Source organism: Sphingomonas sp. PAMC26645, from assembly GCF_004795835.1.
Lineage (GTDB): Bacteria > Pseudomonadota > Alphaproteobacteria > Sphingomonadales > Sphingomonadaceae > Sphingomonas.
In genome coordinates, this window is the sequence record NZ_CP039249.1 from 1,788,873 (window position 1) to 1,801,683 (window position 12,811).

General features: G+C 67.0%; 16 protein-coding genes. 9 read left to right on the forward strand and 7 right to left on the reverse strand.

The window, feature by feature from the left end:
* Positions 1-20: 20 nt before the first annotated feature.
* From E5673_RS08410 to E5673_RS08420, 3 genes are read right to left on the reverse strand one after another with little or no spacing between them, the layout of a single operon-like run.
* Positions 21-896 (reverse strand): hypothetical protein, encoded by an 876-nt coding sequence (locus E5673_RS08410; protein WP_210731822.1) that lies wholly within the window; start codon positions 894-896, stop codon positions 21-23.
* The gene (locus E5673_RS08415) at positions 880-1,221 is read right to left on the reverse strand and encodes an MmcQ/YjbR family DNA-binding protein (RefSeq protein WP_136189646.1); all 342 of its coding nucleotides are present in this window, start codon (positions 1,219-1,221) and stop codon (positions 880-882) included. Before E5673_RS08415 ends, E5673_RS08410 begins: the two co-directional genes overlap by 17 nt.
* On the reverse strand, positions 1,218-2,537 hold the full coding sequence (locus tag E5673_RS08420) for a replication-associated recombination protein A (RefSeq protein WP_136189647.1): 1,320 nt from the start codon (positions 2,535-2,537) through the stop codon (positions 1,218-1,220). Before E5673_RS08420 ends, E5673_RS08415 begins: the two co-directional genes overlap by 4 nt.
* A 233-nt stretch (positions 2,538-2,770) precedes the next feature.
* Here E5673_RS08420 and E5673_RS08425 point away from each other — a divergent pair, with 233 nt between their 5' ends.
* Both E5673_RS08425 and E5673_RS08430 read left to right on the forward strand, forming a co-directional pair.
* Positions 2,771-3,358: a PadR family transcriptional regulator gene (locus E5673_RS08425; protein ID WP_136189648.1), complete on the forward strand. Its 588-nt coding sequence runs from the start codon at positions 2,771-2,773 to the stop codon at positions 3,356-3,358.
* A complete protein-coding gene (locus tag E5673_RS08430; RefSeq protein WP_136189649.1) occupies positions 3,355-3,645 on the forward strand; it encodes a DUF2218 domain-containing protein in 291 nt (96 codons plus the stop codon). The genes E5673_RS08425 and E5673_RS08430 overlap by 4 nt, the downstream gene beginning before the upstream one ends.
* Before the next feature lie 156 nt (positions 3,646-3,801).
* Here the strand turns inward: E5673_RS08430 and E5673_RS08435 are convergent, their stop codons facing one another.
* The gene (locus E5673_RS08435) at positions 3,802-4,953 is read right to left on the reverse strand and encodes a glycosyltransferase family 1 protein (protein WP_136191411.1); all 1,152 of its coding nucleotides are present in this window, start codon (positions 4,951-4,953) and stop codon (positions 3,802-3,804) included.
* Positions 4,954-5,056: 103 nt separating this feature from the next.
* Between E5673_RS08435 and radA the strand changes: the two genes are divergently transcribed.
* The 7 genes from radA (at position 5,057) to E5673_RS08470 (ending at position 10,837) form a co-directional block, all read left to right on the forward strand.
* Positions 5,057-6,427 (forward strand): DNA repair protein RadA, encoded by a 1,371-nt coding sequence (gene radA / locus E5673_RS08440; protein ID WP_136189650.1) that lies wholly within the window; start codon positions 5,057-5,059, stop codon positions 6,425-6,427.
* Positions 6,428-6,749: 322 nt separating this feature from the next.
* Positions 6,750-7,070 (forward strand): hypothetical protein, encoded by a 321-nt coding sequence (locus E5673_RS08445; protein ID WP_210731823.1) that lies wholly within the window; start codon positions 6,750-6,752, stop codon positions 7,068-7,070.
* 48 nt (positions 7,071-7,118) lie between these two features.
* A complete protein-coding gene (locus E5673_RS08450; protein WP_136191412.1) occupies positions 7,119-7,679 on the forward strand; it encodes a YkgJ family cysteine cluster protein in 561 nt (186 codons plus the stop codon).
* Positions 7,680-7,738: 59 nt separating this feature from the next.
* Positions 7,739-8,320 carry a CvpA family protein gene (locus tag E5673_RS08455; protein WP_136189652.1) on the forward strand — a complete coding sequence of 194 codons (582 nt, stop codon included), beginning with the start codon at positions 7,739-7,741 and terminating at the stop codon, positions 8,318-8,320.
* On the forward strand, positions 8,317-8,748 hold the full coding sequence (locus E5673_RS08460) for an iron-sulfur cluster assembly scaffold protein (RefSeq protein ID WP_136189653.1): 432 nt from the start codon (positions 8,317-8,319) through the stop codon (positions 8,746-8,748). The genes E5673_RS08455 and E5673_RS08460 overlap by 4 nt, the downstream gene beginning before the upstream one ends.
* Positions 8,748-10,511, forward strand: coding sequence for a cation:proton antiporter (locus E5673_RS08465; protein WP_136189654.1), 1,764 nt, complete (start codon positions 8,748-8,750; stop codon positions 10,509-10,511). Before E5673_RS08460 ends, E5673_RS08465 begins: the two co-directional genes overlap by 1 nt.
* Positions 10,508-10,837 carry a DUF423 domain-containing protein gene (locus E5673_RS08470; RefSeq protein WP_136189655.1) on the forward strand — a complete coding sequence of 110 codons (330 nt, stop codon included), beginning with the start codon at positions 10,508-10,510 and terminating at the stop codon, positions 10,835-10,837. Before E5673_RS08465 ends, E5673_RS08470 begins: the two co-directional genes overlap by 4 nt.
* An 84-nt stretch (positions 10,838-10,921) precedes the next feature.
* Here the strand turns inward: E5673_RS08470 and E5673_RS08475 are convergent, their stop codons facing one another.
* Genes E5673_RS08475 through E5673_RS08485 form a run of 3 tightly spaced genes read right to left on the reverse strand, consistent with a single transcriptional unit; the run spans position 10,922 to position 12,722 of the window.
* Positions 10,922-11,062, reverse strand: a complete 141-nt coding sequence (locus tag E5673_RS08475) for a DUF2256 domain-containing protein (protein WP_082444318.1) — start codon at positions 11,060-11,062, stop codon at positions 10,922-10,924.
* On the reverse strand, positions 11,062-12,162 hold the full coding sequence (aroB, locus tag E5673_RS08480; protein ID WP_136189656.1) for a 3-dehydroquinate synthase: 1,101 nt from the start codon (positions 12,160-12,162) through the stop codon (positions 11,062-11,064). The genes E5673_RS08475 and aroB overlap by 1 nt, the downstream gene beginning before the upstream one ends.
* Positions 12,159-12,722: a shikimate kinase gene (locus tag E5673_RS08485; RefSeq protein WP_120299144.1), complete on the reverse strand. Its 564-nt coding sequence runs from the start codon at positions 12,720-12,722 to the stop codon at positions 12,159-12,161. Before E5673_RS08485 ends, aroB begins: the two co-directional genes overlap by 4 nt.
* Positions 12,723-12,811: the final 89 nt, after the last annotated feature.

Sequence of the window (12,811 nt, forward strand, 5' to 3'; positions counted from 1 at the left end):
AGGCGTAATCGCCCCATGCTTCAAGATACGCCGAAGGTCCAGCCCTCGGTTTGCGCGATATGCGCTGTCATCACCGCCGGGTGCCAGAGTTCGGGGCGATCAGCGTTGGCGCGGAGCCACGCGGCGGTGAGGATCGCGTCGGTGGCGTGGTCGTCGTAGCGCGCAAGCGGTGCGTGCGGGTCGCTGCCGATCGCGGCCAGTGCCACGTCGAGTGCGGCGGCGTCGCGGATCTTGCTGAGCCCCTTGCGGATGCCGGCGGCGCGTGCGGCGATCGTGGTGTAGATCTCGACGATCAGCGGACCTTCGGACGGCACCTGGTCGAACGGCCAGACCGGTACGCGGCCGGCCAGCCTATGCAGCACGCGCATGCCGGTGAGGCTCGACTTGCCGACCTGCGCCGCGCCGACGAGGTTGAGGTTGCTGGTCGGACTCAATCCCTGCCGCCGCTGTGCCTCCTCGGTCACGCGGAGGCGGCCGAACCCTTTGAAGAACTCACCCTTGCGCCCGCCGTGGCGACGCAGATGCCGCGCGACCTCGTCATGATCGACGAAGCTGCTGGCCCCCAGATGCGGATCGTCCGCGCAGATCCGTTCGACCAACGCCCACAGCGCGCGCGCATCTGACGGACTCTCTGCCCAGCCGGGAAAGAAGGCGTCTTGGTCGATGAACGGAAGCGATGGCCCGAGATCGAGCCCGACCAGCGTATCCGGTGGCATCGCGTTCGCCAGCCAATCGAGCGCGGCGGTGCGCGACCAGCCGCCCTCGGCTGCGATCAGCGTCGGTGCAGCGGCCCCTCGCGCGCAGATCGCGACGGCGATCCCCGATTGCCGGGGACCGACCGCGCCCGACCAGTCGATCGCGGCGAAATGGCCGAAGCGGTCAGGGGCGATCGCCATACGCCTTCCGCTGCTTGGCCGATGCCTGATCCCACCATGCGCGGGCGATCACGCGAGCGACGCGCTCGGCATCATGCGCGCCGTAGCGGACCAGCAGGCCGGGCCAGGTCTCGTAATGCGCCGTCTGCCAGAAACCGTCGGGGTCGGTATCGATCAGGACCGCCTTCTCGTCATGCGGGCTGCGGACGTGGAAGCTGCCATCGACATGGCCGGCGCTGACGAACATCTTGCCGCGCGTCTTGATCGCGGGCTGGCCGTACGAGGTCGATGCCTCGGTCTCGGGCAGCAACAGCGCATACTGCGCGACCGCAGCCCAATCCTTCACGACCGCTTTTCCGCGCGCAAGGCATCCCAATAGGCGAGCCGTTCCGACAGGCGTTTCTCGAACCCCCGTTCGGTCGGCGTGTAGAAGGTCTGCGCGGTCATCTCGTCGGGCCAGTAATCCGAGCCGGAGAACGCATCCTCGGCGTCGTGATCGTACGCATAGCCCTTGCCGTACCCGATATCGCGCATGAGCTTGGTCGGTGCGTTGCGGATCGACGCTGGCGGCATCAGCGAGCCCGTCTCGCGCGCCGATTTCCACGCCGCCTTCTGCGCCTTGTAGACCGCGTTCGATTTGGGCGCGGTGGCGAGATAGACGCAGGCCTGTGCGATCGCCAGTTCGCCTTCGGGGCTGCCGAGGAAGTCGTAGGTATCCTTGGCGGCGATGCACTGGACCAGCGCCTGCGGGTCGGCGAGGCCGATATCCTCGACCGCGGCGCGCGTCAGGCGGCGGAGCAGGAACAGCGGTTCCTCGCCCGCAGTCAGCATTCGCGCGAGATAATAGAGCGCGGCCTGCGGGTCCGACCCGCGGATCGATTTGTGGAGCGCGGAGATGAGGTTGTAATGCCCCTCGCGATCCTTGTCGTACACGGCGACGCGGCGTTGCAGGAAGTTCGACAGCCCGGCGGGATCGAGTGGCTCGGGCAGGTTGACCGAGAACAGCGTCTCCGCCTGGTTGAGCAGGAAGCGACCGTCGCCGTCGGCGCTGGCGATCAGCGCGTCCTTGGCGGGCGGGGTGAGGGGCAGGGGGCGCTCCATTTCTGCTTCGGCGCGGTCGAGCAGCTGTTCGAGTGCACCGCGGCCGAGGCGTTCCAGGATCAGCACCTGCGCGCGGCTGAGCAACGCGGCATTGAGCTCGAACGACGGGTTCTCGGTGGTCGCGCCGACCAACGTCACCGTGCCGTCCTCGACATAGGGCAGGAAGCCGTCCTGCTGCGCCCGGTTGAAGCGGTGGATTTCGTCCACGAACAGCAAGGTGCGCTTGCCGATCTTGGCGTGCTCGCGCGCCTCGGCGAAGGATTTCTTGAGGTCCGCCACGCCGGAGAACACCGCGGAGATCGCGACGAACCGCAGGTCGACCGCGTCGGCGAGCAATCGCGCGATCGTCGTCTTGCCGGTGCCGGGCGGGCCCCACAGGATGATCGAGGACAGGCGTCCGGCCGACACCATCCTGCCGATCGCGCCTTCGGGGCCGGTGATGTGATCCTGACCGACCACCTCGCTCAACGTGCGCGGACGCAGGCGGTCGGCGAGCGGCGCGTTTTCGGGATGCGTTTCGGTGGGGGCGGCGGGTTCGAAGCCCGCGAAGAGATCGGCCATGGGGGGAAGATAGGCGCGGGGGGCCGGTTTGCCCATCCGTTGCCACTTACTCTCCGTCATGCCGGGCTCGTTCCGGCATCCACCGGTCCGCATACTCCTCGACGGCGAGTTTGCCGACCAGTGGACCCCGGAACAGGTCCGGGGTGACGAATTTTTCTCACCCACCACTTGAACCAGAAACAGTCTGCGATATATCGCATCTCATGAATGAAGATATATCGGAGAACACTCAAATGCGTTTTGGTATGGGATATGGAGCCTGGACGGGTGGTCCGCGGGCTGACGGCGAAGGCCGCGGTCGCCCCGGCCACGAAGGCCACGGTCGACACGGGCATGGACGCGGCGGCCCCGGTGGTCGGCGGCGGCTGTTCGATGGCGGCGAACTCAAGCTCGTCATGCTGAAGCTGATCGCCGACGCACCGCGCCACGGCTACGACCTGATCCGCGAGATCGAGGGGCTGACCGGGGGGGGCTATGCGCCGAGCCCGGGCGTCGTTTATCCGACGCTCAGCATGCTCGACGAGATGGGGCTGATCGAGGAGCAACAGTCGGAGGGCGCGAAGAAGCGCTTTGCGGCGAGCGACGAGGGTCGCGCGCATCTGGCCGAGAATGCGGCCGTAGTGGACGGCCTGTTCGCGCGATTGGCTGCGGTTGGGGCGGAGTCCGAGCGGACCGATGGCGCGCCGATCCGGCGGGCGATGGGCAATCTGCGGCAGGTGCTTCAGCACCGGTTGATGCGCGAGGACGTCAACGAGGACACGCTGCACGAAGTCGCGGCGTTGCTCGACGAGGCGGCGCAGAAGATCGAGCGCCTCCGGTGAGTGTCTCGGTAGCACGCGTGCCGACGCATTCGGCCAGCAAGTATCTCCAGCAGCTGGCCAAGCACTGGAGCCACAAGATGGAGGTCACCTTCTCGGAGGAAGAGGGCCGCATCGCGTTCCCGAACGGTGCGGTTCTGGAGATGCGTGCGGACGGCGAAACGCTCGACGTCGCGCTGACGGTGCCGGAGGGCGACGACGTCGACCGGATGCGCGAGGTTGTGTCGAGCCACCTCGACCGCTTCGCCTTCCGCGAGGCGCCGCTGACGTTCGACTGGGCGACTGCTTGAATCAATCCTCCCCCGCCAGGGGGAGGTGGCAGGCGGTAGCCTGACGGAGGGGGAGGCAAGCGACACCGCTGTTTCGTATCCTCCCCCTCCGTCGCCTTCGGCGACACCTCCCCCTGGCGGGGGAGGATCGCCCGGCCGGTAACCTGAATCTCGGCCTTAAGCCCCCCGCCGCGCCATCACCTCGAGATACGTATCCAGCACCGTCTGGTTGATCGTATCCCAAAGATACCCGGCGGCCTTGTCGTGCCCGGCCCAGCCCATCGTCTCGCGCAGGCCCGGCTCCGAGACGATCCGCCCGATCGCATCCGCGTAACCGGCGATATCCGTCGGCGGCACCAGAAACCCCGTCACGCCGTCATCGACCAGTCCGACCGCACCCGACGCGCGGGCGGCAACGACCGGCACACCGGCCGCCATAGCCTCCAGCGTCACGTTGCCGAACGTCTCGGTCACGCTTGGATTGAAGAACACGTCCATCGACGCGACCGCGCGGCCGAGATCGTCGCCCGACTGGAACCCCGCGAACACCGCACCCGGCACGCGGCTCGCGAACCAGTCGCGCGCCGGACCCTTGCCGATCACCAGCACCTTGTGCGGCACGCCGCGCTGCTCGAGCTCGCGGATCACGTCGGCGAAGACGTCGAGCCCCTTCTCCTTCACCAGCCGCCCGAGAAACCCGACCGCAACCTCGCCGTCGGCAATTCCGCGCGCGCGACGCCATTCGAGATCGCGGCGGGTCGGCGTGAAGCGGTCATGGTTCACCCCGCGCGACCAGATCGCGGTCGGCGTCGTCACGCCCCAGTCGCGCACGATCTCCGCCATCCCGCGCCCCGGCACCAGCACTTCGTCGACCCGGTTGTAGAAGCGGGTGAGGATCTTCACCATCACTGGCTCGAAGAACGCCATCTTGTAGTAGCGGAAATACGTCTCGAACCTGGTGTGAAACGACGCGATCGTCGTGAGACCACGGCGGCGGCCATAGCTGACCGCGCGATGACCCAGGAAATCGGGCGCGGACACGTGGATGATGTTCGGCGCGTACGCATCTAGGTCGCGCCGGATCGCGGCCGGCAGCCCGCGTGCCATCTTGTACTCGCCGCGGCCTGCAGGCAACGGTAGCGATGGAACCGAAACCAGGTCGCCGACAGGCGGAAATGCAGGATTTGAATTGGTTGGCGAATAGACGCGGACCGTCACGCCCTTCGATAGCAGATGGCCGACAAGCAAGTTCAGCGTCTGGTTCGCGCCGTCGCGAACGTAGTTATAGTTGCCGCTGAACAGGGCAACGCGCAGGTCGGTGGCATTCATCGTCGCGCGGATAACGCCGTGTGCCGTCAAGCGCCACTAAATCCGCAACATAGGCTGGCCGCCAGCCATTGATGTTCCCGTATCGTTCTCGTACATCGGCGGTATGGCGAAACCCCAGAAGCGTTATGTGTGTCAGGCCTGCGGATCGGTATCGCACCGCTGGGCTGGGCAATGCAGCGACTGCAGCGAGTGGAACACGCTGGTCGAGGAGGCGAACACCGCCGCTACGCCGTTCCATTCGAAGCATAATCTTCAGACCGGCGGCCGCGCGATCCAGCTCGTCGGGCTCGATGCGGAGATCAAGCTGCCCGACCGGATGGCGACGGGTATCGCCGAACTTGATCGTGCGTTGGGCGGCGGCTTCGTCGAAGGCTCGGCAACGCTGATTGGCGGCGATCCGGGCATCGGTAAGTCAACGCTGCTGTTGCAGGCGGCGGCGAAGATGGCGCTGGCGGGGCAGTCGGTCGCGTACGTCTCTGGCGAGGAGGCTGCGGACCAGGTCCGCCTGCGCGCGCGGCGGCTCGGGCTCGGCAACGCACCGGTGCAGCTCGCGGCGGCGACTTCGACGCGCGACATCCTGACGACGTTGCAGACGCGGCCGCCGGCGATGCTGGTGATCGATTCGATCCAGACGATGCACTCCGACCTGATCGAAGGCGCACCCGGCACGGTCAGCCAGGTCCGCGCATCGGCGCAGGAGCTGATCCGCTTCGCCAAGGAGCGCGGGACGGCGGTGGTGCTGGTCGGGCACGTGACGAAGGACGGCTCCATCGCGGGCCCTCGCGTGCTGGAGCATATGGTCGACACGGTGCTGTCGTTCGAGGGAGAGCGTAGCCACCAGTACCGCATCCTCCGCGCTATCAAGAATCGCTTCGGCGGGACCGACGAGATCGGCGTGTTCTCGATGCAGACCGAGGGGCTGGCGGAGGTCGGCAATCCGTCGTCGCTGTTCCTGACGCACCGCGACGATGCGATGACGGGGGCGACGGTGTTTCCGGCGCTGGAGGGGACCCGGCCGGTACTGGTCGAGATTCAGGCGCTGACCGTCCGCTTGGCGTCGGGGGCCACACCAAGGCGCGCCGTGGTCGGCTGGGATTCGGGGCGTCTTGCGATGATCCTGGCGGTGCTGGAGGCGCGCTGCGGGCTGAGCTTCTCCAACGCCGAGGTCTATCTCAATATCGCCGGCGGCTACCGGGTGCAGGATCCGGCGGCTGATCTCGCGGTGGCGGCGGCGCTGATCTCGGCGATGTCGGAGCGGCCGGTGCCGGTCGATGCGGTGGCGTTCGGCGAAGTCGCGCTGTCGGGTGAAATCCGCCCAGTCGCGCATGGTCCGTTGCGGTTGAAGGAAGCGAGCAAGCTCGGTTTCGAACGCGCCTTGGTGCCGGCGTCGATGACGGGGGAGAAGAGCGGGATGAAGCTGTCGGGGTTCAAGACGCTGGCGTCGTTCGTGGATCACATGATGGGGCGGGGGTAGGCGCTCCAAACCTTGTTTTCCCGCGAAGGCGGGGACCCAGACTGGACTCCCGACTTCGCGGGAGAACAAGCTCGCGGGTCGTTACCTATGCCAGAGAGGCACCTCCCCGGCGGAGGCCGGGGCCCAGTTGGGGGACGTGGCTGGCATCCGTTGCGCGTAGTTATTGCGACCTTTCCAACTGGACCCCGGCCTCCGCCGGGGTGGTGCGCAAGCTGCGATCGTCAGGCACCGATTGATCGAACCATGCAAAAGCACCGCGCGCGCCAAATCCGCCACCCCCGAACGCATGGCCTCTCGCGACAGCCATGCTATGGCCACCGGCATGGCGAACACGAAAAGCAATACCGGTACCGTCGAGGTCGATGGCACCCGATACGACTGGCACCTCCAGCGCGAACCGCAACACACGGATGCCGAAGGCTGGAAGGGCATGACGATCTCGCTGTTGCAGGACGATGCCAAACGCGAAGCCCTGCTCGAGTTCCCTGCGCCGAAACGCCTGTTGAAGGGCTTGCCGCGCGGACGGCTCCAGATCGACGACGCGACGATCTCTCGCGGCGTACGGGCGGCGTTGGCCGCGGGTTGGGAGCCGATGTCGCGCGGCAAGCCGATGGTCTTCACGGTGGATCCCGAAGGGAATTGAACCGTGGATCGGCGTGACACCCCGACCCCGCCGGACGCGCGCACGCAGATGCAACCCCATACCGACGTGGAAACCGCGCTGCTGGGGCCGATCCTGCCCGATCGAGAGTGCGGAGATTGCACCGCGTGCTGCACCGAACTGACCGTGGACACCCCCGAGTTCGGCAAACCCGCGGGAACGCCGTGCATCCACCTCTCCAATAAGGGGTGCGGCATCCACGCCGTCCGCCCACGCATCTGCCGGACGTGGTTCTGCGCTTGGCGACGGGTCGCGAGCCTGCCCGACGAGGCGCGGCCCGACAGGTCCGGGCTTCTCGTCTCGCTCAATTTCGTCAAGGAACCGCAGAACTGCCTCGAAGGCGTCTCGATCAACGTCCGCGTCCTCGCCGGCAGCGACGCGATCGCGAACGGCATGGCCGCCACCGTGCTCGACAGCGTCTGCGACCAGCTGGTCCCCGTCTGGTTCAGCGACGGGTCGAAGAAAATGCTGATGCACCCCGACACCGACGTCGCCCGCTGCGTGCTCTCGGGCGAGGCTGCACCCGCGCATTTGCAGGACGAAGTCGCCGCGTGGCGCGAGCGCTACGGTGTGTTCGGTTTGAACCACTAGAGCGCGTCGGTCGCCGCGCGCACTAGCGGTTCGCGCCTAGCGTCCCTATTCCAGAGAGCATGAACCTGACCGCCCTAGACATCGTCGTCCTGATCGCCGTCGCCGGGTCGGCGGTGCTCGGGCTGATCCGCGGGTTCGTCACCGAAGTGCTGTCGATGTTCGCCTGGGTGGCGATGGTGGCGATGTTGAAGCTGTTCCACATCCCGCTCGCCGCCGCGCTGTCGCCGATGGTTGGGACCGTCGGTGGTGCGGCGGTGCTCGCGTTCGCGATCATCACGGGCGTGACGTATATTGGCGGGCGGCTGGTCGCCAACGCAATCGGCGCGCGGACCCGGACGTCGATTTTGGGGCCGGTCGACCGCGCGCTCGGCTTCGGGTTCGGCGCGTTGAAAGGGCTTATCCTTGCCAGCCTCGTCTTCCTGCTCGCGACGCTCGTCATCGACACGATGAGTGGCGGACCGTCGCGGCGGCCCGGCTGGATGACGACGTCACGCACCTATCCGCTGCTCAACGCGACCAGCGCGGGGATCGCCGATTTCGTCGACCGCCGCCGCCGCGGCAAACCCGTTTTCGGCGCGACCACGCCGCCTTCCCGATCCGACCCCTCCCGATCCGATAGTGCAAGCGAGCCGAAACCATGAGCGCGCCCCTCTATAATGCCGAGATCCTGCGCCTCGCCGCGACGATCCCGCACCATGAACGCCTGCCCGAGCCGATGGCGACCGCGGAAAGACGCTCGCCGATCTGCGGCAGCCGCGTGACGATCGACGTCGCGGTCGACGATGAGGGCAAGGTCAGCGAGGTCGGCCTGCTGGTCCGTGCTTGTGCGCTCGGCCAGGCATCGTCGTCGCTGCTCGCCGCCAATATCCTCGGCCGCACCCCCGCCGAACTCGCTGCGACGCGCGACGCGCTGACGGCGTGGCTTGCGCGCGAGGGCGATGCGCCCGATTGGCCGGGGATGGATATCTTCACCCCCGCACTCGACTACACCGCGCGCCACCCGTCGATCCGGCTGGCGTTCGAAGCCGCCGCCGAGGCTGCCGATACCGCTGCAAAGGCGAAGGTCTGATGGCGGAGGGCACGTCGCCGTCGCTGCTGCGCGACGGCGTCGTACTGCTCGGGTTCGGGCTGATGTTCGTGCTGCTGTTCCGCCGGCTCGGGCTCGGCGCGACGCTGGGGTATCTGGTCGCGGGCGCGGTCGTTGGGCCGCATGTGCTCGGCCTGGTCGGCGATGCTGAGTCGAAGCTCGGATTCGCCGAACTCGGCATCACGCTGCTGCTGTTCATCGTCGGGCTCGAACTGAACCCGTCACGCCTGTGGAAGATGAAGGAGGAGATCTTCGGATTGGGGCTCCTTCAGGTCGCGATCTGTGGCTTGGCGATCACCGCGATTGTCTGGGTCGGGGCGAAGTTCTCGCTCCCCGCCGCGCTCGCGCTCGGCCTGCCGCTCGCGCTGTCGTCGACCGCGCAGGTGCTGCCGATGCTGCGCTCGTCGGGGCGGATGAAGACCCCGTTCGGGGAGCGCGCGTTTTCGATCCTGCTGTTCCAGGACCTCTCGATCGTCCCGCTCATCACGATCGTCGCGGCGATGAGCCGCAACCCGGCGGACGCCAACGCGCCTCCCGGGTGGCTGCTCGCGATCTATACCGTGCTCGCGGTCGTCGGACTTGTCGTCGCAGGGCGCTTCCTTCTACGCCCGTTCTTCCGGCTGATCGGCAATCTGGGCGAGCGCGAGATGTTCGTGTTCGCTGGCCTCTTCACCGTGATCGCCAGCGCCGCGATCATGGAATGGCTCGGGCTATCGACCGCGCTTGGGGCGTTCATCGCCGGCGTGATGCTCGCGGACAGCCCGTATCGCCACGAACTCGAAGCCGATGTCGAGCCGTTCCGCTCGATCCTGCTCGGCCTGTTCTTCCTCGCGGTCGGCATGGTGCTCGATTTGGGCGCGATCGCCGAGCGCCCGTTCTTCGTGATGGCGATGGCGGCCGCGCTCATCGCGACGAAGACCGGCGTCATCATGCTCATCGGCATGGCGTTCAAGATGACGTGGCGGCAGGCGTTCGCGCTCGGCCTGTTGCTGAGCCAGGGCGGCGAATTCGGCTTCGTGCTGTTCGCGCAGGCGCAGGCCGGGCTGCTGATCGAACCGCAGGCGGCGAGCCTGTTCGGCGCGATCATCACGCTGTCGATGGCGACCACGCCGTTCCTCATGGGCATCACCCGCCGCTTCCGGACCGAACCGATCGCCGAGGGGCAGGAGCGCGACGGGCCCAAGGTCGACGGCGCGAATGCGATCATCGTCGGCTATGGGCGGTTCGGCCAGACGGTCGGCCAGATGCTGCTCGCGCAGGATATCCCGGTGACGCTGATCGACACCGATATCGAGATGATAGACATCGCGGGCGAGTTCGGCGCTAAGGTCTATTACGGCGACGGCACGCGGCTCGACCTGTTGCGGCAGGCAGGCGCGGCGGAGGCGGAGATCATCTGCTTCTGCATGGACGGCGATCAGCTCGATCCTGACACGATCGAGGGTGTGCACGAGGCTTTCCCCGACGCCGCGATCTACGTCCGAGCGTTCGATCGCCGCGCGCTGGTGAAGTTGAAGAACACGTCGGCGACGGCGGTGGTGCGCGAAGTGATGGAGTCCGCGGTGAAGATGGCGCGCCTGGCGTTGCGCGGGCTGGATGTGTCGCCGGCCGATATCGATCGCGCGGAGGAGCAATACCGGTCGCGCGACAAGGAGCGGTTGCAGTTGCAGATCGACTCCGGCGACATGCGCGCGGCACGTGCCGAGACCGCGAAACGCTTTCCCTGGGGGAATGATACGCAATGATCATCGCCATTCTTGCGGCCTTGTCGGGCGCGATCGCGGTTGCGGCGGGAGCTTTCGGTGCGCATGGCGCGAGCGGGTCGGCGGCGGAGTGGCTGAAAACCGGCGCGCAGTATCAACTGGTCCACGTCGTCGCGGCGCTGGTCGCGATCCGGATGGAAGCGCGCGGGCCGGCATGGCTGTTCGTGGTCGGCGCGGCGATCTTCGCGCTGACGTTGTACGCGATGGCGCTGGGCACCCCGCGCTGGTTTGGTGCAATTACACCGATCGGCGGGGCGTTGCTGATCGGCGGTTGGTTGTGGCTGGCGTGGAGTGCGGCTCGCTCTTAGCAGAATTGTTCACCCGCGAAGGGGGGTGCCCAGACTGGGCACCCCCCTTCGCGGGTGAACAATCTTCCTGCTGGTACTCTGGCGCTACCGCTTCTTCCGGCAGGCGTCGGAACAGTAGATCACGCTGTCCCAGTCGCGCGCCCACTTCTTTCGCCACGTGAACGGCCGTTCGCAAGCCGGACACACCTTGGTCGGCAGGTTTTGCTTGGCGACACCGTTGGGCATCAGCGGGGCTGCGCGTCGAGGAAGGTCTCGACGTCAGCGAGGTCGACCGTCTTGTCGAGATACGTCTGGCCTATCCCGCGCGCGAGCAGGAAGGGTAAAGTGCCCGCCGCCATCTTCTTGTCGTGTCGCATGTGATCGACGAGCCGAGCACCGTTCGCGCCGATCTTCGCCGCTGCGAGACCGTCGGGCAGCCCGACGTCGCGCCAGTGCGCCGCTACTCGCTGAGCGTCCTGACCCGAGCAAATCCCCTGCGCCGCGGAAAACCCGAACGCCAGCGAACAGCCCGCCGCAACGCCCTCGCCGTGGATCAGCGCCTGCGAGAACCCGGTCTCCGCCTCCAGCGCATGGCCGAAGGTGTGGCCGAGATTGAGTAGCGCACGCGTCCCGTTGGTCTCGTGCTCGTCCGCAGCGACGATCCGCGCCTTCGCCGAAACGCTGTGCGCGATCGCGTATTCGCGCAGGCCGATGTCGCCCGCCAGCAATGCGGCGCCATTCGCCTCGCACCATTCGAAGAACGCGAAGTCGTCGATCAAGCCGTATTTCACGACCTCGGCATAGCCCGCGCGCAACTCGCGGATCGGCAGCGTGTCGAGCACCTGCGGATCGATCAGCACCATCACGGGCTGGTGGAACGCGCCGATCAAATTCTTGCCGGCCTTCGTGTTGATCGCGGTCTTGCCGCCGACCGAGCTGTCGACCTGCGCCAGCAGGCTCGTCGGAATCTGGACGAAGTTGCACCCGCGCTTCAGGATCGAGCAGGCGAACCCGACCAGGTCCCCCATCACACCGCCACCCAGCGCAACGACGTGATCGCCGCGCTCGACACCGAGTTCGAGCAGCCGGTCGCACAGCATCTCCAGCGTCGCCCAGCTCTTGCTGCCCTCGCCCGGCGCAAGGACAATCGCCTCCGACGCGATCCCCGCCGCAGTCAGCGAAGCCTGCAGCGTCGCCAGATGCACCGACAAATTCTCGTCGGTGACGATTGTCACGCGCCGGCCCTTCGCAAGCGGCGCAAGGAACTCGCCGGCCCGCGCGATCAACCCCGCTTCGATATGAATGGGGTAGGTCCGCGCACCCAGTTCAACGGTAACGGTCTTCATCGGCCAAGCGCTCTCAGGATAGCGGCGACGGTCGCTTCGTGCGGCGTCTTGTTGCTGACAATATGGATATGCGCCTGCGCGTAGATCGGGTTGCGCACGCGCGCCAGTTCGGCAAGCACTTTCCCCGCGTCGCGGTTACGCAGCAGCGGGCGGGTGTCGCGCCGCCCCACGCGTTCGACGAGAATGTCGGGATGTGCACTCAGCCACACCGACACCGCGTCGCGCAGGATCAGCGCCCGCGTGTCGTCGTTGATGAACGCGCCGCCGCCGGTCGCGATGATCTTGGGCGTACCGTCGATCAGCCGCGCGATCACGCGGCGCTCGCCGTCGCGGAAATAGTCCTCGCCGTATTTAGCGAAGATCTCGGCGACGGTCATCCCCGACGCGGCCTCGATCTCGTGGTCGGCATCGACGAACGGCAGGTTCATGCGCAGCGCGAGGCGGCGGCCGACGGTGGTCTTGCCGACGCCCATCAGCCCGACGAGGACGATCGGGCGATCGATCGGGGCAGGGCGGCGACCGCCCGAAGGTCCGCCGGAAGGGTTGTGGCTTTGCAACATCGTAGCCCGCGCTATACAGCGGCACCGCGCGAGGGCAAAAGCTCTTGGCGCGCGATTTTCTGCCCCGTTCACTACCCCCGTCCACTACA